This window comes from Aquiflexum lacus (assembly GCF_015476655.1).
Classification (GTDB): Bacteria; Bacteroidota; Bacteroidia; order Cytophagales; family Cyclobacteriaceae; genus Aquiflexum; species Aquiflexum lacus.
Window position 1 is genome coordinate 122137 of record NZ_JABFHF010000003.1, and the last position, 22076, is coordinate 144212.

Sequence of the window (22076 nt, forward strand, 5' to 3'; positions counted from 1 at the left end):
TAATTCCTGATTTAATTCAGAAATACCGAGGTCTATTAAATGTTATTTTCAATAACATCAGCTTAAATGCGGTCAATAATTTTTTTTAAATAGTGAGAACAATTTATGAGCCTATAGAATTCTTTTTTGAACAATAAGAATTATTTTTGTGATAAATATAAGAAATTAAAACATTATTCCGCAATACTAAATGCAAAAAAAATTATATGAAATACTTTTTTGTCTTTTAATTAAAATTAAATAGTGATTTTTAGTTCTGTTTAAAGTTACATGGATGGGCAAATTCAACGATGAAGGGCTTAATATGAAAAAAATCTCCCTATTTTAATTTTGTGGAATAGTCTCTTTTAATAGGTAGAAGTTCTCAAATTCTGCCAGTGCAAAAAAAGTTATTGATCCCTTTTCCCAGTTTAGTTTTGAAATTTTTTTAAAAATAACTCTCAATGATGAGTAAATTGAATTTAACTCTATCACGATTTTAAAACCATTATAAAAATGGAGGATATAGTTCAAATTTTAGCTATTATTTCTTCTTAGAAATGCTATTGAAACTATTTTTTGAATTCAAGACTCACCGAATTGATACAATACCTAATCCCCCCCATATCTTTCGGGCCATCAGGAAACCTGTGGCCTAAGTGACCGCCACAATTCGCACAAAGAATTTCTTCCCTGACCATAAAATGACTTCGGTCCATTTTTACCTCAATGGCTTCAGGTCTGACAGGTTCGGTGAAGGATGGCCAACCACAACCACTGTCATATTTGGCTGAGGAGTGGAAAATCTCATTGCCACAGGCTTTGCATTCATAGATGCCGGTTTCTTTGTTGAGATAGTACTGACCAGTAAATGGTCTTTCCGTTCCTTTTTCCCGAAGGACATGATAGCTTTCAGGGTCAAGGTCTTTTTTCCATTCTTCTTCTGGTTTGGAAATTGGGTATGTTTTTGTTGGTTTTGAGGTCATGGTGTTTTGGTTGTTGTTGATATGAGCTTTCCTGATTGGTAAGGTTTTGTATCTAAACCATAAAATAGGGAAATTGGTTTTTTAAGGGTTTTTAAAACTTTGAATTTCTGATTGGTTGCCATTACCATTTTATCATATAAAACTTAGTTTAAACTGAGGGTTTTTAGATTTCTCCTGCCGTCGAAATGGCAAGGCGAACTTAAATGCCAGTATTAATCCATCAAAACAAGGACAGATAAAGAAAAAACCTTGCCTTGTCACCTCGACGAAAGGAGAGGTCTGGATACTTTCAGGGCTTTACAGATTTCTCTCCCGATAGCCATCGGGATCGAAATGACGAGGTGAACCCATAGACACAATTGATCCAATAACAGGAGTTAAGAGTCCTATTAAGATTTACCTTGTCACCTTTCTCCACATAGTCACCTCCCTTAAGGCTTCAACACCAACTTCCTCTTCTCCTTGATCACCGTCTCTTCCATTAGCATCGGCCTGTAAACGCCACTAGCGTACATTTCGGACTGATCGCTATAGTGGGGGCTGAAGAGATTGCTGCTTTGGCCGGTGGGTAGAATGGATTCTCCCGCTGATACATTGGTGAAATCGATGATAACCCGAAGTGCTGGACCTGAATTGACCTTATAAATTCCATCAGGATTGATGGTAAAGGCCATTTTATTGACTGATTCTTCATTGGCAGCTACCGCAGGCGCTTTTACATTGAAGATTTTATCCAAAGGCTTTTTGGAACTCAATGGATGGGGATGTTCCAAAACAACCACCTTTTCCCATTGCCATTTTTCAGGATTGTTTCCCAATTGTGCTTTGAGTTCTGTTAAGGTTGTTTCCAATGCCGCCTGAATGATGTCTTTTCTGCTTTCTTTTTGAGAGGTGTTGACATTATCCCACCAAGGTGAATCTTCTGTTTGTATCAGTTTCGAAGCACTTCTGATGTACATAAATGATTTGATGAAGTTGTTGAAATATTCCTCTCCCAACTCATCTGCCATCATCCCATGCATGGTATGGTAAAGCCATTTGTAATAAATGGTAGGGGCTATGGCGTCAAGGTCGTGATAACCTTTCCAGGATTCAAGAGCGCTAAGGGCTGATTCCAAACCTTTAAAAGTAGATCTATCAGAAGCTGACAACATGCTTTGGACATTCATAGGTTGGACTTCATTGATGGATTCCAATTGTAAGGTTTTGATGTTGTCTTTGGTCCAATCATTTCTGGAAGTGACGGTTTTTGCAATCCTGTTCCACCTTTCACCGGGGTAGTAGTAACCCGGGTAAAATATGCCGTTGCTCAAGGTGTCAGGCTGATTGTTGGCAGAGGCTACAAAACCGGATGGGGGATTGATGCTCATTGGGTTTTCTTCGAAAGGAATCCATTGGGTGATATCATTGGCAGGATTGCTGCCGTCTGAGAATATCTTGCTGTTGATGTTTTCAGATCTTAAGGGAAGTTTGGCAGCTGCCCACCAAGCAATATTTCCATCTTTGTCTCCATACATGACATTCAGGCCGGGAGAATGGATAAGGCGAACGGCATTTTCTGTTTCCTGAATACTTTTTGCCCTTGCCATTTTGAAAGTAGCTTCCAAAGCCCGTGTTGGTTCAAGGGTATAAACCCACCAAGAGGCGACAGGATTATCAGTCATTTTCGCAATTTCGGGAATGACCTCATTCATGATGGGGCCATGAATAGATTCTTTGATCTCAATGGTAACAGGCTCACTGCCTTTAACATTTATGGATTCAGTTCTTGTTTTCAAAGGCTTGAATTCATCTCCATAAATGGTTTCGTTGGGATTGTTGGGGTTCAGTTTTTCCTCATAAAAGTCCTGATCGTCATTCTCGAACATGGTCAAGCCGATGGCATGGTGACTGTTATGTCCCACAAATCCAAAGGGAATACCGGAAATATAATTGCCATAATAGCTAAATCCCGGATATTCAATGTGTGATTCGTACCAAACAGATGGCTGCGAAAATCCAATATGGGTATCATTACAAAAAAGTACTTCCCCCGAAGCTGTTCGGCTGCCGGAGATAACCCAACCATTGCTTCCTTCCAAGAGAGGAACCGGAAGTTTTTCCAATAAGGCTGAAAGATTATCGTTGACTAACATTTCCCCGCTGTATTCATCTCTTTCGGGATAATTGTTTGGAATGAAATGATGTTCAGGCAGGGTATGTACAGAAAGGACTTCCATGTATTCAGGCTCCAATGTCCTAGCCATGTATGTCACCAAAGGATCAGTTTTCATGGCCATGGCAAAAGTAAATGACAAATAACCTGCAATGGCATGGATATCGTTGACCGTAAACTCTCTTGGTTTGGATCCCAAAAGGGTGTATTCAATGGGAAGTTTTCCATTTTGTATAAAATGGTTCACACCTCTGACATAAGCTTCTGTGGCAGTTTTCCATTCAGAGTTTCCAGCCTTCTTCCATTCCTCTGTACTCCAAGCCGCATGCTTGGGAATACCTAAAGTCCTAAAGAATTTATCCACTTCCACCAGGTCCTCGCCCAATAGTTCCGCCAAAGTCCCCGTTCCGACTCGTCTTGTCATTTCCATTTGAAATAGTCTGTCCTGTGCATGGACATATCCCAAAGCCATATAGGCATCTTTGGCGTCTTGGGCATAAATATGCGGAACACCATAATCATCAAAGTAAACGGCTGTTTCGGCCGAAAGACCACTTATTTCAATTTCACCGGAATAGGTCGGACCAAATTGATACTTGACAATCTGATAGCCGGCAATGATGACAAAAAACAGGATGATCAGGACATAGAGGAGTTTTTTCATAAGGGTTTATTTGGGTGGGAGGATTACGGTAAATATAAGGTTTTCAAATTAAAGTCAGGAAAACTGAATATGTAAAAAATTAAATAGATAATCGGTAATTTGACGATTATCGATTTGTTAAAATACAGGGAACTGTAAATTGTTTATTGGTCTAATTACCCCTTAGACTTCTAGATTTCTTTCTACGTTCGAATGACAAGGAGAGAAAAATGCCAGTACCGATCCAACAAAACAAGGACAGCTATTAAAAATAACTTCTCCTTGTCACTTCGCCGGCAGGAGAAGTCTAAAACCTCAAGGCTGAATAGATTTCTCCTTTCGTCGAAACGAGAACCCTCTATTCAATTTATTCAGTAAAAGCATAAAATCACCCTTCTCCTTCCACCGCCTCCAAAATCACCCCACAAGCCTTCTCAATTTCCTCCTCCGTAATGACCAAAGGCGGCGCAATTCTCATGGCGTCATCGCAGAAAAGAAACCAATCTGTTATAACTCCTTTTTCAATGGCTCGGTCAATAATGGGTTTTAAAACCTCAAAAGACTCAAATTCCACTGCCATCATCAGGCCTTTGTTTCGGATGGATTTGATTTTTGGGTGGACCAATAGTTTTTTGAAAAGGTTGGCTTTGGCCTCTACCTGTTCCAAAAGATCTTCTTCCTGAATCACTTTGATGGTGGCCAAAGAAGCAACTGCTGAAACAGGATGCCCTCCAAAAGTGGTGATATGCCCCAATAATGGATTGTTTTTAAACACGCCCATAATCTCCTTATTGGCAATAAAAGCTCCGATGGGCATACCTCCACCCATACCTTTGGCACAGACCAAGATATCCGGTACAATTCCAAAATGCTCAAAAGCCCAGAATTTACCTGTTCTTCCAAATCCCGCCTGTATTTCGTCCAGAATCAATAGGGTTCCTGTCTCATCACATTTTTTCCTCAAAGCTTGGAAATATTGTGAGCAGGAGACTTTGATACCTGCCTCTCCTTGTATGGTTTCTACTATAAATGCAGCGGTATTTTCAGTGATTTCTTCCAGCTGATGGAAAGAGCCATAAACCACATTTTTGATACCAGGCAGTAGTGGACGGTAAGCCCTTTTAAAAATCTCATTTCCGCCAACCGAAAGTGAACCATGGGATGATCCATGATAGGCATTGACACAGGAAATGATTTCCCGTCTGTTGGTAAATCTTTTCGCCAATTTCAAAGCGCCTTCCACCGCTTCACTTCCGGAATTGACCAAATATACATTGTCCAAATGAGAAGGAAGTGTTTCGCAAAGTGCTTTCGCCAATAAGGTCTGTGGACTTTGGACATATTCTCCATAGACCATCAGGTGCAGGTATTTATCCAATTGTTCACGAATGGCTTCCAAGACTTTGGGGTGCCTATGGCCAACATTGCTGACCCCAATTCCCGAAATCAGGTCTAAATATGATTTCCCGTCAGGCCCATACATATAGACCCCCTCAGCCCTCTCGATTTCGATCATCAAAGGAAAATCAGTAGTCTGTGCGAGGTGGGAAAGAAAGAGTTGACGGTTGTTCATTTGGTTAGATGTGAGATATGAGACGAGAGATGGTAGAGCCAAGAGTCAAGAAACAAGATTCAAGAAGCGAGAAATTAGAACCGAGAAGCGAGAGCCGAGAGGTGACCACTTAATTAGTATCTTCTTCAACTTTAGCAGGCGTCACCCTAATCTGATGGCTATGCCGATGTGAGTGTCTTCACTCACATAGAAACCTCCCTTTTATCACTCACCAAGTCTCGATGCCAATGTGAATGTCTTCACTCAAATAGAAACCTCCCACTTCACATTGACCCAGTCTTGAATCTTGTGTCTTGGATCTTGAGTCTAATGAATTGTGTCTTGTATCTTGTGTCTCAAAACTTCCTGAACCTAAAGAAAATTCCAAGTGGCAAATTCTTCTTGAATCTATCAACTAAATAAAGCTCCCCGTGTTCAGCATTGTCAACTTCTCCGAAATTGGAATGGATCAAGTTGGCAGCGATCATGGAACTGAAACTTAGGGAATACATATTCAAAATCAGAAAGTGATGGTCAGGATCAAGGAGTTCTGCGCAGAGTTTGAGCATTTCGTTGATTTGCTCTTCTAGTATCCATTTTTCACCATCAGGGCCCCGACCATAGGCAGGTGGATCCAGGATGATTCCATGATATTTGTTTCCTCGTCTAACTTCTCTTCTAATAAATTTCATGGCATCATCTACAATCCATCGGATACCTTCCTGACCTGAGGATTCCATGTTATGCTTGGACCAGGTTACGACCTGCTTTACAGAATCTAAATGCGTTACTTCTGCGCCACAGGCTTTTCCAGCAACGGAGGCAGCCCCTGTATATGCAAACAGGTTCAATAACTTTGGGTTTTTGACAGGGAATGACTTTAAAGTATCCGAAATATAATCCCAATTCACAGCTTGCTCCGGAAAGAGTCCGATATGCTTGAAAGAGGTCATGGCCAGATTGAGTTTCATTTTTAATCCATCAGGATTTTGATAATTGATCTGCCAATTATGGGGGATTTCGGCAAGCTCATTCCAATGGCCCTTTTCAGGATTGTTTTTTTCTTTTGAAAAATGTGCATGGGCCAATTTTCCCCATTCTTCTTCATTCAGGCTTTTATCCCAAATGGCCTGCGGTTCGGGACGGCTCAAAATATATTTCCCAAATCTTTCCAGTTTTTCAAATCCACCAGTATCAATTAGTTCGTATTCTTCCCAATGATGTGGTGCTAAAGACAAAATAGATTCTTTCATAATGCAAAAGTAAATATATAATTGAAGTACAACCCATTTTCTATTTGTGATTTGTTTTGGTAAATTGTAAAAGAAAATTATCCAAAATCCAAGATGCAGAAGCAGTTTCGCTATATATTAATATTTTTGATAGGAGGAATGCAGGCTTTTTCCGCATTCAGCCAAGCTATTCAAACTATAAGAAGTCCGGAAAATCAATACTCAGGGACTTTCCGACTTAATCCAAAAAGTGATGGCGTAAAAGGAACACCATACCTTTTTGAAATACCACCTATGGGGAATATTTCCTTAAATAATGGTAATGTGCATGATCAGGTTCCTTTCAATATTTTGCTGGAAACCAATACCGTATATATTCAAACAGGGGGAGAGGATTCAGAGCCATTAGCTTTAAAAAACTGGCAATGGATCAAAACAATGGGTGAAGATGAAAGGCTATTTAAGATGGAGTTTGTTTCAGGAAAATCTCAATTGGTGGAAATCTTATTTGAAAATGAAAATGGAAAATATGTTGCACTCCATTCCAAAACTCTTGTTCAACCAAGTGGGGTAAGGGATGGATATACTGGGCCTCAATATGATACTTATAAGCATGATATTAAATATCTTTTTATTAAGGGAATGCAATCTTCTGAATTAAAGACAAATAGCTCGGGAATGAAGGATTTGGCAGGCGAAAAGTATAATGAATTAAAAAATTTTATTAAAACGGAGAAACTGAAACCCGAAAACCCGACTGATTTAAGAAAAATACTTATATTTCTGCTTGATTAATAACCCAAATTATTTTATGAAAAGACAACGATTTTTAAAATCATTTTTGTTGCCTTTCCTGATAACTTTGTTTTTTTCTTGTTCAGAACAAAATCAACAGGAATTTAATGTAACAGGCAACCCGTATTTATTTGAATCCATTACTACTTTACCGATTGAGGATCAGTACATTGTAGTTCTTCACGAAACCCAATTGTCATTTAAGATAGATGACAATGACTATGATGGTATGCAGACTATGATGCGTCAAGAAGTAGAGGGTTTATTCAGGCAATACAAAATCGCGGAAGATAATCTTGAAAGAATTTATTCTTTGGCTTTGACAGGGTTTTGTGCAAGGTTGGATCAATCCAAACTTGAATTGATCAGCAATGATCCAAGAGTGAAATATGTGGAACAAGACAGGATGGGGACTTTAGGGAAACCAACAGACAAACCACCGTTTAAAGTAAATGAAGATTTGGGGCCAAATACCCAAGTGGTGCCATGGGGCATTAAAAGGGTAGGAGGGCCTTTTGCCTATTCAGGAAGAAACAGTGTTTTTGTTATTGATACAGGCATTCAATTGGATCATCCTGATTTGAACGTGGACAGCAAAAGAGGTTTCGATGCTTACAATTCCAAAAAGAAAGATTGGAACATGGATGATGAACATGGGCATGGTACCCATGTCGCAGGGACGATCGGAGCTTTGGATAATAATTTCGGAGTTGTAGGAGTGGTTCCTGGAGTTTCAGTTGTTCCGGTAAAGATTTTCTTTGGTCCAAGGGCTGATTTCACATTTTCAGGAATGATAGCAGGTATAGAACATGTAGGCGTTCGGGGAATTCCCGGTGACGTGGCAAATCTAAGTTTTGGTGGTTTTGATTCCAGTACTGCAGTTGATGAGGCTGTGTTGCGGGTTTCTGAAAAAAGAAGAATTTGGATGGTCATAGCCTCGGGTAATTCGAGGTTGCCGGCAACTTCATTCAGCCCGGCAAGGGTGAAAGGAAAATATACCATTACAGTTTCGGCTTTTGATTCCAGAGATAGATATGCTTGGTTTTCACATTATGGAGAACCTATACAGTTTGGTGCACCCGGAGTTTCAGTACTCTCTACATGGGCCGGCAATAGATATCGTTCAGAAACAGGCACTTCCATGGCAGCACCTCATGTGGCAGGGCTGAGATTGCTGGGTGACATAATTTCGGATGGTTATGTTCTCAATTATCCCATTTCACCATCAGATCCGATTGCGTTTAGAAACAATGCTAAATGAAGATATCAAAACATTTGTTTTTGAGTTGTTTTTAAAACATCTTGAAAATCTTTTAATTACCCCAGTACATTAATACCTATGAAAAAAATTGTACTTTTTTGTATCGTCAGTTTCGGAATCACATTTAAGCTATTTGCTCAATTATTGGAGGTAGATAGCTTAAAAAAGGTTGTTCTGATGGAGACTAATGATTCAGAAAAGCTCAGAACCCTCAATAAGTTTACACTTCTGATCAGGGAAAAGGATACACAACAGGGATTGAAATGGGGAATTCAAGCAGAAGAATTAGCCCTTCAATTAGGAGATAGTCTTGAACTTGGGAGAGCAAAAGGAAACCTTGGTTGGATATATTACCGTTTGGGAATATGGGATAAGGCATTTAAGTATTCCAAAGATGCTTATCTGATAGGAATGCAATCCAATGATAAATTAGAAATAGGAATGGCCCTTAATAATTTAGGAGCACTTTACTATCAAAGAAAAAATTTTTTAGAAGCCATTAAAAACTTTCGCGAGGCATATGAAATTGCCCTTGAAATTGATGATCATTTTCTGACCATCAGGAGTTTGAATAATCTAGCCCTTAACTTTTCAAAGGTTGGTGAATTGGACTCTGCACTTTATTTTGCAAATACTGCTTTAGAGGTCAATGAGAAAGAGGGGTTAATGTATTTCACCAGTTTTACAAATAGGGTAATCGGAGATGTTTTTCTAGCAAAAAACGAGTTGGACACAGCTATACAGATATATGAATCTGCACTAGGAGTTGCTTCCCATCAAAGGCTAAAGACCTATGAAGCATCGATTTTTCATCGATTGGGTAAAGCATATTTCCTTTCCGGGAACATACCTAAAGCACTTGAATACTTGGAAAGAGGAATAAAAATTTCTGAACAAAATGGTTTTCAGGAAGAATTGGTCAGTACTTATCAGGTTCTTGCCACAGTCTATCATTCCATGGGGGATATAACACGCGCCTATCAGTATCACAAGGCTTTCTCAGAATTAAAAGATAGTATGGAGGAACAAATAGATGAGGATAGAATGTCATTGTTACAGGCCATGTTTGAAGTTGAAAAATCAGATGCAGAAATCAATTATCTTAAAATTGAAAACTCCCTCAAAGAACTTGAAATCCGAAGTGTGAGAAGGACGGTATTTGTAGCTTCTGGGTTTGTTGTATTGTGTTTGTTTTTGTTGACATGGTTGTACATTTTCAATAAAAAGCTCAAGAACGCAAATGACAGACTGACCCATAAAAAAGCGATAACAGAACTCCAAAAAAAGGAATTGGAGTCCAAATCCCAAGAACTCTATGAGTCTAATAAAATGAAGAACAGGTTGCTTTCTATTTTGGGACATGATCTCAAGAGTCCTGTAGCACAATTAAAAGGCGTTCTGGACCTTATGCATTCCCAAGGTCTTACAAAAGAGGAGTTTGAGGGAGTTTCTCATATCTTAAAAAGAAATGTGGATGGACTTTTTGAAACAATGGACAATATCCTCAGCTGGTCCAAATCCCAAATGGAAGGATTCAATGTCCAATTGTCACCAACTAACTTGGGAAAAGTTATCAGGCCGTGTTTGGATTTGTTGCAACATCAGGCCATTTCAAAGGAGATAACCATCAATTTGAATATAGGCCATGAAGAGAAGGCTTTGGTGGACAAGGATCTTTTGCAAATCGTGGTAAGAAATCTGGTGAGCAATGCAATCAAATTTTCCAATAAGGGATCTAAAATAGACATTTATACCATCAGTGAAGATGAATTTTTAAAATTGGTAGTACAGGATTTTGGCTTGGGCATGAGTGAAATTCAATTGAAAACCATCCTCAATGATCAGGTTTCCCTATTGGAGTCCAGTGCTGGCACAGAAAAAGAAAAAGGAACGGGTTTAGGACTGAATCTCTGTAAGGAGTTTTTGAATCTGATGGGTGGAAAATTGATTATCACAAGTAAAAAAGGAGAAGGGACGACGGCAATCGTTCATCTTCAGCGAATCATTATTCAACAAGAGAAAGCATTGGTCTAAACAAAAGATCTTCGGGATTAAAAAGTTGATCAATCAAGCCAAGTTCCAATAAAACCCTCATTGTTTTCTCGAGCATTTTAAAGGAAATATTGTTATCTGTTGACCACTGAGTCTGATTCAGCCAAGCTTTGATATCTTCCTCTTGTATTTTGTAATACTTGCTCAATTGCTTTGCATAGTCATCTTTTATGGATAGTTCAGCAGACATGTCGTAGACAAGGTTTCTTAATACCTCAATTGTCCCTTGAAGTTTATCCAAAGTTAATGGATGTGCAACGATGGAAAAGCAAGGCCATGGTGTAGGTACTTCACCTATTCTTTTGAATACACCACTGTCAACAAGTGGTTTCGTGGTATATTTTTCCCATAAAAAAATCTTTGGTTCTACGCCACTCAATGCAGTCTTGGCACCTTGAAGATCACCTACAACTTCAAATTTCAAATTTTCAGGACTCCAGTTTTCTCTTTTTGCTAATAAGAAAGCCATTAAATGGGATCCTGAACCATAGCGGCTGATTATAAAATGATGGTTTTTCAGTTGATGAACCGAATCGACCGATGAATTACCCGGTATATGAATACCCCAAATCAAGGGAGAAGCAACGTGTAATCCAATAATTAAACCTGGATTTCCTTCTATCTTATCTTTAATAAAGCTTTCTGTCAAAACAATCGCAAGATCTGTTTCTCCGCTGCGCAATGCCTTATTCATTGCTCCCGAGCCCTTAGGTTCATTGATCCATTCCAATTCGATGCCTTCTTGGAGAAAAGGTTGAGACTCGATCACCTTGATCCAAGGATAATTGAAATGTTCCGGAACTCCGGTGATTCTAATTTTTTCCATTTTTGTTTCTTTCGATCAACTGCCCACTGCCTACTGCGACTGAACACATAGAGTGCCTAATAAATCTGATACTTCCTACTACCACACTGCAACTGCCCACTGAAAACTGTCTATTGCGACTGCCTACTGAACACTGCGACTACCTCTACCCATCATGAGTAGCATTTCTATCTGTGATCAAGAGGTTAGCAAAACCGGCAACAATTAGAGACGTGCCTGCAAGCACCATGGTATAAATCACTTCTTCTCCAAACAAAAATTTATACATCACATTGATACCACCCAAGGCAGCAACGATTTGGGGAATGACGATAAACATATTGAATATTCCCATATAAACTCCCATTTGTTTTGGGTTGACCGAACTCGAAAGCATGGCGTAGGGCATGGACAATATACTTGCCCAAGCGATACCGACCAAAGCAAAGCATAAATGAAGCATCCAAGGTTCCGAAATAAAATAAATCAAGATAAAACCGCAACCTCCTGCTATGAGACTTAGCATGTGGACCAATTTTCTGTTGATCTTTATTTTGCTTGTCACAAAAGCCAATATCAGGGCATAGAACATGGAGATTAGCCCATAAGTGCCTAAGTAGTTCCCCACACTGTCCGCGGCATTATTGTAGGCCAAAGAGGAGGTGTCAGTAGCTTTGAAAATATGTTCTGTAATTGCCGGAGTCGCGAAACTCCACATGGTGAAAAAAGCAAACCAAGAAAAAAACTGAACCACACCCAGCTTTTTCATCACATTCGGCATACCAGCTATATTTCTGAAAATTTCTTTGAAGCCGTTCCAAAACCCTTTGTTTTCTTCCTTTTCTTTTTCAAAAGCTTTTAAATCCTCGGGTGGATATTCATCTGTGGTAAGTATGGTATATAAAATAGAACTAAAAAGTACAACTGCCCCAATGGCAAAAGCATATTTTACAGAGTCAGGAACCACACCCGGTGCAGCAGTATTTGGGATACCCACTTGGGTCATCATCCATGGCAGGTTACTAGCTACCCATGTGCCTATACCAATAATGAGAGTTTGGACAACAAAACCGTAGGATCTTTGGCTGTCCGGTAATTTATCTGCAACAAGTGCCCGGAATGGCTCCATACTGATATTGATGGAAGCATCCAATATCCAAAGTGAACCTGCAGCCATCCAAAGGGCACTGGAGTAAGGTGCAAAAAACAAGGCGCAGGTACTCAAAATGGCCCCAATTAGGAAATAAGGCCTTCTTCGCCCAAATTTATAATGCCAAGTTCTGTCACTCAAATACCCAACAATTGGCTGAATGATGAGACCTGTCAAGGGAGCTGCAATCCATAGCAAAGGGATCGCATCTTTTTCAGCGCCCAGAGTTTGGAAAATTCTCGACATGAAACCACCTTGAAGGGCAAATCCAAATTGGATTCCAAGAAATCCGAAACTCATATTCCAGATCTGCCAAAAACTAAGCCTTGGTTTTTGTTTTATTGCCTGCATTATTTTGGGTAGCTATTGATTTAAATTCAATCATGGATATTTAAATAAAATCTATGGAAAAATCTTCCATTGAATGCTCAATTACAAAACTCGGAGCAGCTTTGATTTCATGGTAAGGATGGTCATGTTCAGGCAAAGGATCAAATTCCGTCAGTTTTCCAAGAAATGCAACATTTTCGTATTTAGGAGTCAAAGTCATTTCTCCAATCTTTGCATTACCCACTTTTTGGTTTCCATGAAGGTATAGCTTTATCTTTTTGTATTTACTTTGGAATTCTCCTTGAGGCTTTTTAAATGTTAATCTCTCAGCAGAAGAATCCCATTCAATTTCTCGTTTGAAATACCCATGATCTTTGTAATCATGACTGATACCATCATCTTCGTAATGTATATGGACTGATTTGTCATTTCCTTTGTAGATGTGTAAGTACAATGTCTCATCATTTGCCTCTCCCGTATGGGACACATCTGACTGTAAGGCCAAAATAGATCCCGCTTTAATATACACAGGAAGGTAATTCAAAGGACAATCCTGATAAATGATCTGATGTCCGTGATGTTTTTGACTATTGTACATGTAGTACCAATCTCCTTCCGGAAGAAAGACTTTAGTGATCTCTTTGGTACTCTTGACGGGAGCGACCAGAATTTTGTCACAAAAAATGTATTGGTTTTGAAATTCTGTAAGGTATATTTTGTTGTCGTGAGGATAATCGATAGCAAGACTTTTTGATAAGGGAAGCCCAGTTTTAGTACTTTGATAGAAGCTACTGTATATCGTAGGCAGTAATTTATACCTTAATTTCATGTAGTTTCTGGAGATTTCTTCCACTTCCTCCCCAAAAGCCCAAGGCTCCGCATCACTACTATTGATCATGGAATGTGCCCTGAACAATGGGGAAAATACAGCAATACTCATCCATCTAGCAAAAAGAGATTTCGTAGCTTCTCCTGCAAAACCACCCACATCATATCCTGCAAAAGCCACTCCGCTAATCCCCAGACTATTGACCAATCTGATTCCTGCCATCATATGGTCTTCATTGGCAACGTTGTCTCCCGTCCATGCAGCTGCATAGCGTTGAATTCCTGAAAAACCTGATCTTGTTAAAACAAAAGGTCTTTCTTGGGGCCTTTGTAACAGACTTCCTTCCATGGCACTTCTTGCCATCTGAAATCCATATATATTTCTGGCTTTCCGATGACTTACCATCTCACCTTCATAGTTAAAGTCAATCAGGTTTGGAGTGAATTGCCCCCATGAGGCAGGCTCATTCATATCTGTCCAATAGCCGTCAACTCCAGCTTCATTATAAAAAGCCATTTTTTCCGCCCACCATTGACGTGTTTCTGGTTTGGTGAAATCCGGGAATGCACACCATCCCGGCCAAACTTGACCTTCATAAATCTGTCCATCCGGGTATTTTACAAAATGATCTTGTTCTTTTCCTTCATCATAGGGAAGGTAACCTTTGTCAGTTTTAATGCCGGGGTCCATGATCACCACCACTTTAAACCCCTTTTCTTTCAAAGTCCTGATCATACTTTTTGGATCAGGAAATTTTTGACCATCAAATGTGAAAACCTTGTATTTTTCCATGTGGTGAATATCAAGGTAAATAACATCAGCAGGCATGTCTTTATCCCTGAAGGTCTGAGCCAATGTCGTGATTTCAGAATCAGGATAATAGGAATATCGACATTGCTGATAACCTAATGACCAAAGCGGGGGCATCTCCATTTTTCCTGTCAGGTCACTGTATGCACTGATGATTTTGCCTACCGAATCATCATGGAAAAAATAATAATCCATATCACCATCTTCTCCTGAATAGTATACAAATCGGTTGTTTGAAGCTCCGAAATTGAAAACGCTCTTGTGGGTATTGTCAAAAAATATCCCATAAGCAAGTTGATTGTGGATACCTATATAGAATGGAATACTCATATACAAAGGATCATCTTCTACACCATAGGCAAAATAATCTGTGTTCCAGTTTGTATATGCCTTGCCGGCTCGGTCAAGGTTACCTGTTTTTTCGCCTAGACCGATAAACTTCTCATTTTTCTGAACCTTTTTATAATTGGTCACTTCCGTTCCAAGCCATGAAACTGCAAATGCGGGATCATCCTGATTGATGATTTCACCTTTTGGAGTTTGGAAAGTCAGAAAAAATGGAGAAAGGTTGACACAAAGATGGATTTTTGAAGTTTTTATCCAGACTTGTCTGCTATCATTTTCTTCGATGTTTGAAAAAACGCCTTTGGGTGTATTGACTGTACTGTAGGGATTTGGAAAAAAGGAATCATTTTGACTGATTTGGACCCTGATGGTGTGCTCATCGAAGACGGTAAGTTCAAATCTTGCGGATGAGGTCTCACCTTTGATTCCGTCGTTCTTTTCGCTCCATGATATTACTTCACCAATTCCAAGATTTCTGAAATTTTTTGTACTTTTTGTAAGGGAGGTCATTAGGCTTTATTTTGATTGAAAAGGTAAATAAATTCTCAGCATTCGCGTGGCTTGTCGGGTCAATTTAGGAAGGATTATTTAAGTATGAAATGTACTTATGTTGGAATCTTATGGTTCAAAGAAGGATTTGGACCGTATAAATGCGGGTTTTGTGTCAAACAGTTAAATTCAAACGTTTGCACAAAAAAATGGAACAGACTAAAAAAAAATCGCTAGATTCTGACAGAAGACTTCCTAACCAGCAATTCTGTGTCTAAAACAATATTCTTCGAATCCCATGATTGGTCTTTTTTGATATTGATCATTTCTAACAGAAGCTTTGACGATTGTTCACCAATCTTAAATCCTGGCTGGGATACTGTTGATAATGGTGGATCGATCATGGAGGAGAATTGCCAATTGGAATAACCTACTATGCCAACATCTTCCGGAATTCTTAGCCCTAAATTTTTCAAAGCCATCATTGCGCCGGCAGCAACAATATCATGATGCGCAAAAATAGCATCAGGGAGATCAACTGAATTGGAGAATAACTTACTGGTAATATCATAACTTTCCTTTTCTGTTCCGAAAGGACATTCAATGATCCAATCAGGGCGAGGTTTAATACCGGCATTTTTTAATGCATCAAGATACCCTTCTTTTCTTTTTTTGCTGATGGCCAGGTTTTGTGGGCCTGAAAGGTGTGCTATTTTTTTATAGCCTTGCTCTACAAGGTGATTGACTGCATCGTAGGCTCCTTGATAATCATTTACTGTAACATTTACTGTATTTTCCAGATCAGGCATTCTATCAAAGAACACAATTGGAAATCCCAAGTCAAGTAATTTTTTGAAATGTGTGAAATCAGTAGTTTCTCTTGAAAAACTCACCAAAAATCCATCTATCTGATTGGATAACATGGTTTCAATGCTGCTTTGCTCACGACTCAGTTTTTCGTTGGTTTGACACAAAATCACATTGTATCCATTGGCAAATGCCACTTCCTCAATTCCACTGATCACAGTAGAAAAGAAAAAATGTACGACTTCAGGAATGATGACACCAATTGTAAATGATTTGCTTTTCCTCAAACTTAATGCCACAGCATTGGGCCTATAATTCAATTTATCTGCTAATTCTTTGACTTTTCTTTTTGTTTCATCACTGATACCCGGGTAATCCTTCAGTGCTCTTGAAACAGTGGATGAGGAGACATTGAGTTCTCTGGCAATGTCTTTAATTGTGGCTTGTCCTAATTTCATAAAAATTAAATTTTTCTAAGATTGATATTATTGATACCGTTTGTTAGTTGATTGAAGAAAATGCCATAAATAATAGCAGGTAATTCATTTTTTTGATTCTAATATACACAAAATCTATTCAATTTTTTTTCCTACTGCAAACGATTGCGGCGACGTTTGCACCGTTTTTATTGAACGAAAGTTATGTGAAATACTTGCTATAACCTTTTTGTTTGTGTAATATTTGATAAAAGTTTTTCCATATCGTGATCTCATGTATTAGACTAAATCACTTATTTATGGAAAATACTTATTTTAAATATAATTAAATCTATAATATTTGAAAACAATAAATACCAAAACAATTACCTATGAGAAAATTTTCTAAAATCCTTTGGGTAGCATTTTTGCTCCCATTAATCTGGTCATGTGGTGAAATAGCCCCACCACCAATTATTTCCCAAACAACATCTTCGGTATTATCAACATCTCCTATAGTTTTAACGGAAGATGAAGCTGAGGAATCCATCGCATTTGAGGTCAGTCCTGCCGATTTTGGTATCTCTACAGAAGTAACCTATGTCTTACAGATGGATAGACCTGGTAACGATTTCGCCGCTCCGATTGACCTGGGTTCAAATACAAGTACTACGATATTGGTCGAAGTAGCTGAATTAAACAGAAGAGCCATTTCTAAAGGAATTGTAGCAGGCGAAACTGGAAACATGGAATTCCGGGTAAAAGCGGTAACACCTAGGAATATTTCTGACCTTTTTGGAGCGCCAGCTTCAATAGCGATTACAACCTATGCTGATGCTGTAATACTAAGAAACCTCTTCCTTGTCGGTGAAGCTACTGCTCCCGGATGGAGCAATGACAACAATAACCCTGCATTGTTCAGAGATCCCGTGAATACTGATCTTTATGTTTATACAGGCTTTTTCAATCCTGGTGGATTTAAAGTGCTAGGAAGATTAGGAGAGTGGCAGCCACAATATGGCACCAATGATGGTTCTACCATAGCAGTAAATGATGGAGGAGGATCTGATCCTGAAGTGTTCACGATACCATCCGCTGGTATTTATACTTTTACCATGGATCTTGACGCCAATACATTCTCAATCGAACCTTTCACAGATGGTGCTGGTACTGACTTTGCCACTGTGGGTATTATTGGTGACGCCACTCCTGGAGGCTGGGATGGAAGTACAGCCATGACCAAATCAACATTTGACGGAAATATCTGGACGATTACTGCAAACCTCACCCCCGGCGAGTTGAAATTCAGAGCCAATGACGCTTGGACTGTAAACTGGGGAGCAGATACTGCTATCAGTGGTATAGGCACTCAGGATGGTCCAAACATCCCAGTTGAAGAAGCAGGAACCTACACGATATGGTTCAATTCTTTAGATGGAAGTTATATTTTAATTCAATAGAATGAATATTGGTTTTAGCAAAAAGGCTACTTGATCAAGTAGCCTTTTTGTTGTTACATTACTTTAGCTTTATCTTCAAAACGGCTAACAAAAATTCTCAAATGCTAAACAAATTACTAACTACGCTTATTTTTTTGGCTTCAGCAGTTTCAGTATTTGGACAAGTAACATCTGTCCCAAGTTTCCCTCGCGCTGACCAAAATATCAAAATCACTTATGATGCTACCAAAGGGACCTCTGGGCTTCAAGGCGTAGATCCGGTTTATATTCATATCGGGGCAGTCATAGCAGGTCCAACATCTACATCTTGGGCCATAGTGCCATTTGACTGGGGGACTGCCAATCCAGATGCACAAATGACCAAGGTTGCAGACAATATTTGGGAATGGGAATTGATTCCTAATGAATTGTTCAATGTTTCTTCAGGCCAAACCATTTATAGATTGGGAATGGTGTTCAGAAACGCAAATGGATCTTTGGAAGGCAAATCTGACACCAATCAGGATATTTTTGTAGACCTTAGCCAAGGCTTTCAGGTCACCTTTACCAACCCTACAAATTCATCAATGCTTTTGGAAGTCGGGGACTCTCAGGATATTTCCATTGTTTCTTCTGAGCTTGCTGACCTGAGTATTTCCATCAATGGTTCAGTAGTCAATTCTTCTTCAAATATTGATGAATTAAACTATACTTTTCAAGCACTAACTGAAGGGGCTTTTAATGTTGAGGCTAAGGCCGAAAAAGCAGGAGAAGAAGTTACTGCCGAACTAATCATTACCGTCGTGGGTCCAAGCCCAAAACAGCCCTTGCCACAGGGGGTCCTAAAAGGTATCAATTATATATCGGATACTGAAGTAGTGTTGGTTCTTGAAGCCCCAATGAAAAAAAATGCTTTTGTAATCGGGGATTTCAATGATTGGAAGGTATTGCAAACCTATCAAATGAATCAAACTTTAGATGGGGAATTTTTTTGGTATAGGTTAACAGGACTAATCCCCGGTCAGGAGTATATTTTTCAATATTTGATTGATGGTAGTATACGAATAGGCGATCCTTATGCAGATAAAGTTTCTGATCCATTCCATGATGGGGAAATCATCCAACAAAACAGGTATCCCGGATTGAAACCTTATCCTGATGGGAAGACAGAGTTTCAGGCAACTTTTTTACAGACAGCCCAAGAAGAATACCAATGGCAACATACAGATTACGAAAAACCTGCTCCGGAGGAATTGGTAGTTTATGAATTATTGGTCAGGGATTTTGATGACCGCAGGACTTTCAAGGCAGTAACAGAAAGATTGGATTATTTAAAAGATTTAGGCATCAATGCCATAGAATTGATGCCCATCAAAGAATTTGAAGGCAATCTCTCATGGGGTTACAATCCCTCATTCTTTTTTGCAGTGGACAAATTCTATGGCCCAAAAAACCATTTGAAGGAGCTGATAGATGAAGCGCACAAAAGAGATATGGTGGTTATTTTGGATATGGTTCTCAATCATGCCTTTGGCCAAAATCCATTTGTCAGACTTTATAATGAAGGGGATTATGGAGCTCCTACCCCTGATAATCCTTGGCTTAATAGGATTGCTCGACACCCTTTCAACGTTGGATACGACTTCAATCATGAAAGTGCTTACACCAAAGCTTTTGTTGATTCAGTCAATAATTATTGGTTGACTGAATACAAGGTTGATGGTTATAGATTTGACCTGAGTAAAGGATTCACGCAAGTCAATTCAGGCGACAATGTTGGTCTTTGGGGTCAGAGGGACCAATCAAGAATTGATATCTGGAAAAATATTCATGATCGCATCAAAGAGAATCATCCCGATGCCTACATCATTCTAGAGCATTTTGCTGATAATACCGAAGAAAGAGAATTAGCCGACTACGGCATGATGTTTTGGGGTAACCTTAATTTTGATTTCCGGGAAATGGCAAAAGGTAATTCAAGAAATTTTGATTGGGGCTATTACCAAACACGGGGATGGGCCAAAAATAATCTGGTCAGCTACATGGAAAGTCATGATGAGGAAAGGACCATGTGGGAAACGCTGACTTGGGGCCAAACTTCACCTGTCAACCTGAGACAATTAAGAAATGCCGTCAATAGAAATCAGTTGATGGCGGCCTTCTTTTTTTCGATCCCGGGTCCCAAGATGATTTGGCAGTTTGAAGAATTTGGGTATGATCTGGAGCTGAACAATGACAGGCTGGGCATCAAACCTACTAGATGGAATTATCTTGAAGATCCGGAAAGAATCAGGTTATTCAATCTTTACAGGGCAATGATTGATCTGAAAAAGAATCATAATGCATTCAATAAACCTGAGAATGCCATTTTAAATTTGGCACAGCCTTTAAAGTCCATCAGATTGATTGATGGAGATTTACAGGTGATTCTTCATGGGAATTTTGGGCTGACTGATATCAATAATGCGACTCTCAGTTTTCCTACTCAGGGTACATGGTATAATTATTTTACAGGAGAGGAAATCAATATTACGGGCAACTCCAGAACTTTCAGGTTAAGGGCAAATCAGTATTTGTTGTTTACCAATCAAAAACTTCCGATGCCTGAAGGAGATATTTTAGAAGATCCAATTACGTCAATAGGACCTGAAGATGTGGACTTATCTGGATTTAAGATATATCCTGTTCCAGCAAATGACAGGATAAATATAGAGGCTCCCAAAATAGTTAATCAATTAAAATACAGGATTATAGATATGAAAGGTTCAGTTTTGAAAGAAGGAAGTCATATCGTCTCTGATAATATTTTGCAAGTGGATATCAAGGATTTTAACGCAGGTCTTTATATCTTTGAGATTAATGACAACCGTCAAGTTCTTAGAAAACGGTTCATAAAACAATAATCAATCATTTTTGATAAAATATTATGAAATTCAAACCAGGAGTAAAGTATGGTGAGGAGCTCAAAGATCTTTTGGAATATGCCAAAGAAAGTGAGTTTGCTATGCCAGCAGTTAATGTTATCAATACCAGCACAGTCAATGGTGTATTGGAAGCCGCGAAAAAGGTCAATTCACCGGTAATTATTCAGTTTTCCAATGGAGGAGGGCAATTTTTTGCCGGAAAAGGAGTAGGGAACGAAAACCAAAAAGGTGCCATTCAAGGATCTATTTCAGGTGCTTTACATGTTCACAGAATGGCTGAAGCTTATGGAGTTCCAGTTGTTTTACATACTGATCATTGTGCCAAAAAATTATTGCCTTGGATTGATGGCTTGCTTGAAGAAGGTAAAGCATATTATGAAGCTTTTAAAAAACCATTGTACAGTTCCCATATGTTGGATCTTTCAGAAGAGCCCGTAGAGGAAAACATAGAGATTTCGGTGAAATATTTCAAAGAGTTCAAGAAACTTGAAATGGGAATTGAAATCGAATTGGGTGTAACAGGAGGAGAGGAAGACGGTGTGGACAATACTGATGTGGATAGTTCAAAATTATATACTCAACCATCAGAGGTCGCTTATGCCTACGAGCACCTTAAGGAAGTAGGTGATTTATTTACCATAGCAGCCGCATTTGGAAATGTACATGGGGTCTACAAGCCTGGTAATGTATCTTTGAAGCCAGTTATTCTTAAAAATTCCCAAGATTATATCAATCAAAAATACGGAACAACTGGAAAACCGCTCTTCTTTGTATTCCATGGAGGATCAGGGTCAACTACAGAGGAAATCAGGGAAGCCAATAGCTATGGATCTGTTAAGATGAATATCGATACTGACCAGCAGTGGGCGTTTTGGGAAGGAGTTAAAAACTACTATAAAGCCAATGAAGGATACCTTCAAAGCCAGTTGGGAAATCCTGACAGTGCAGATGGTCCAAACAAGAAATATTATGATCCAAGAGTCTGGCTAAGAAAAGGTGAGGAGTCTTTTATCAAAAGACTTGAGTTGGCATTTGATATGCTTAACGCCATTAACAGAAATTGATATCGACTTCAAT

General features: G+C 39.0%; 14 protein-coding genes. 6 read left to right on the forward strand and 8 right to left on the reverse strand.

Annotated features, from left to right (window positions below):
- Positions 1-551: 551 nt before the first annotated feature.
- From msrB to HMJ38_RS04225, 4 genes are all read right to left on the reverse strand, one after another.
- Positions 552-965 (reverse strand): peptide-methionine (R)-S-oxide reductase MsrB, encoded by a 414-nt coding sequence (msrB, locus tag HMJ38_RS04210; protein ID WP_194973118.1) that lies wholly within the window; start codon positions 963-965, stop codon positions 552-554.
- Between the two features lie 431 nt (positions 966-1396).
- Complete coding sequence (locus HMJ38_RS04215; protein WP_194973119.1) at positions 1397-3784, reverse strand: penicillin acylase family protein; 2388 nt, start codon at positions 3782-3784, stop codon at positions 1397-1399.
- A gap of 367 nt (positions 3785-4151) precedes the next feature.
- Positions 4152-5336, reverse strand: coding sequence for an aspartate aminotransferase family protein (locus tag HMJ38_RS04220; RefSeq protein WP_194973120.1), 1185 nt, complete (start codon positions 5334-5336; stop codon positions 4152-4154).
- Between the two features lie 335 nt (positions 5337-5671).
- Positions 5672-6568: a class I SAM-dependent methyltransferase gene (locus tag HMJ38_RS04225; RefSeq protein ID WP_194973121.1), complete on the reverse strand. Its 897-nt coding sequence runs from the start codon at positions 6566-6568 to the stop codon at positions 5672-5674.
- Between the two features lie 93 nt (positions 6569-6661).
- Between HMJ38_RS04225 and HMJ38_RS04230 the strand changes: the two genes are divergently transcribed.
- The 3 genes from HMJ38_RS04230 (at position 6662) to HMJ38_RS04240 (ending at position 10637) form a co-directional block, all read left to right on the forward strand.
- Positions 6662-7342: a hypothetical protein gene (locus HMJ38_RS04230; RefSeq protein WP_228779880.1), complete on the forward strand. Its 681-nt coding sequence runs from the start codon at positions 6662-6664 to the stop codon at positions 7340-7342.
- 16 nt (positions 7343-7358) lie between these two features.
- Positions 7359-8603 carry a S8 family serine peptidase gene (locus HMJ38_RS04235; protein ID WP_194973122.1) on the forward strand — a complete coding sequence of 415 codons (1245 nt, stop codon included), beginning with the start codon at positions 7359-7361 and terminating at the stop codon, positions 8601-8603.
- Between the two features lie 78 nt (positions 8604-8681).
- Positions 8682-10637, forward strand: a complete 1956-nt coding sequence (locus HMJ38_RS04240) for a sensor histidine kinase (RefSeq protein WP_194973123.1) — start codon at positions 8682-8684, stop codon at positions 10635-10637.
- Here HMJ38_RS04240 and HMJ38_RS04245 read toward each other — a convergent pair.
- The 4 genes from HMJ38_RS04245 to HMJ38_RS04260 form a co-directional block, all read right to left on the reverse strand.
- Positions 10609-11481 (reverse strand): substrate-binding domain-containing protein, encoded by an 873-nt coding sequence (locus HMJ38_RS04245; protein WP_194973124.1) that lies wholly within the window; start codon positions 11479-11481, stop codon positions 10609-10611. The genes HMJ38_RS04240 and HMJ38_RS04245 overlap by 29 nt on opposite strands.
- 145 nt (positions 11482-11626) lie before the next feature.
- Positions 11627-12961, reverse strand: coding sequence for an MFS transporter (locus HMJ38_RS04250; protein ID WP_194973125.1), 1335 nt, complete (start codon positions 12959-12961; stop codon positions 11627-11629).
- Positions 12962-13001: 40 nt separating this feature from the next.
- The gene (locus tag HMJ38_RS04255; protein WP_194973126.1) at positions 13002-15434 is read right to left on the reverse strand and encodes a glycoside hydrolase family 31 protein; all 2433 of its coding nucleotides are present in this window, start codon (positions 15432-15434) and stop codon (positions 13002-13004) included.
- A gap of 212 nt (positions 15435-15646) precedes the next feature.
- Positions 15647-16678, reverse strand: a complete 1032-nt coding sequence (locus tag HMJ38_RS04260) for a LacI family DNA-binding transcriptional regulator (protein WP_194973127.1) — start codon at positions 16676-16678, stop codon at positions 15647-15649.
- Positions 16679-17028: 350 nt separating this feature from the next.
- On the opposite strand from HMJ38_RS04260, the gene HMJ38_RS04265 reads away from it, so the two are divergent.
- The 3 genes from HMJ38_RS04265 to fbaA all read left to right on the forward strand — a co-directional run bounded on the left by HMJ38_RS04265 (position 17029) and on the right by fbaA (position 22063).
- A complete protein-coding gene (locus tag HMJ38_RS04265; protein WP_194973128.1) occupies positions 17029-18096 on the forward strand; it encodes a SusE domain-containing protein in 1068 nt (355 codons plus the stop codon).
- Between the two features lie 101 nt (positions 18097-18197).
- On the forward strand, positions 18198-20978 hold the full coding sequence (locus HMJ38_RS04270; protein ID WP_194973129.1) for a DUF4961 domain-containing protein: 2781 nt from the start codon (positions 18198-18200) through the stop codon (positions 20976-20978).
- A 23-nt stretch (positions 20979-21001) separates the two neighbouring features.
- The gene (gene fbaA / locus HMJ38_RS04275) at positions 21002-22063 is read left to right on the forward strand and encodes a class II fructose-bisphosphate aldolase (protein ID WP_194973130.1); all 1062 of its coding nucleotides are present in this window, start codon (positions 21002-21004) and stop codon (positions 22061-22063) included.
- The last annotated feature ends 13 nt before the right edge of the window (positions 22064-22076 follow it).

Bases quoted from the DNA above. Each gene is read 5' to 3' on its own strand.
- HMJ38_RS04255 (WP_194973126.1), bottom strand. From the start codon at position 15,434: ATGACCTCCCTTACAAAAAGTACAAAAAATTTCAGAAATCTTGGAATT.
- HMJ38_RS04240 (WP_194973123.1), top strand. From the start codon at position 8,682: ATGAAAAAAATTGTACTTTTTTGTATCGTCAGTTTCGGAATCACATTT.
- HMJ38_RS04220 (WP_194973120.1), bottom strand. From the start codon at position 5,336: ATGAACAACCGTCAACTCTTTCTTTCCCACCTCGCACAGACTACTGAT.
- HMJ38_RS04265 (WP_194973128.1), top strand. From the start codon at position 17,029: ATGAGAAAATTTTCTAAAATCCTTTGGGTAGCATTTTTGCTCCCATTA.
- HMJ38_RS04245 (WP_194973124.1), bottom strand. From the start codon at position 11,481: ATGGAAAAAATTAGAATCACCGGAGTTCCGGAACATTTCAATTATCCT.
- HMJ38_RS04260 (WP_194973127.1), bottom strand. From the start codon at position 16,678: ATGAAATTAGGACAAGCCACAATTAAAGACATTGCCAGAGAACTCAAT.
- HMJ38_RS04225 (WP_194973121.1), bottom strand. From the start codon at position 6,568: ATGAAAGAATCTATTTTGTCTTTAGCACCACATCATTGGGAAGAATAC.
- HMJ38_RS04250 (WP_194973125.1), bottom strand. From the start codon at position 12,961: ATGCAGGCAATAAAACAAAAACCAAGGCTTAGTTTTTGGCAGATCTGG.
- HMJ38_RS04230 (WP_228779880.1), top strand. From the start codon at position 6,662: ATGCAGAAGCAGTTTCGCTATATATTAATATTTTTGATAGGAGGAATG.
- fbaA (WP_194973130.1), top strand. From the start codon at position 21,002: ATGAAATTCAAACCAGGAGTAAAGTATGGTGAGGAGCTCAAAGATCTT.
- HMJ38_RS04270 (WP_194973129.1), top strand. From the start codon at position 18,198: ATGCTAAACAAATTACTAACTACGCTTATTTTTTTGGCTTCAGCAGTT.
- HMJ38_RS04235 (WP_194973122.1), top strand. From the start codon at position 7,359: ATGAAAAGACAACGATTTTTAAAATCATTTTTGTTGCCTTTCCTGATA.
- msrB (WP_194973118.1), bottom strand. From the start codon at position 965: ATGACCTCAAAACCAACAAAAACATACCCAATTTCCAAACCAGAAGAA.
- HMJ38_RS04215 (WP_194973119.1), bottom strand. From the start codon at position 3,784: ATGAAAAAACTCCTCTATGTCCTGATCATCCTGTTTTTTGTCATCATT.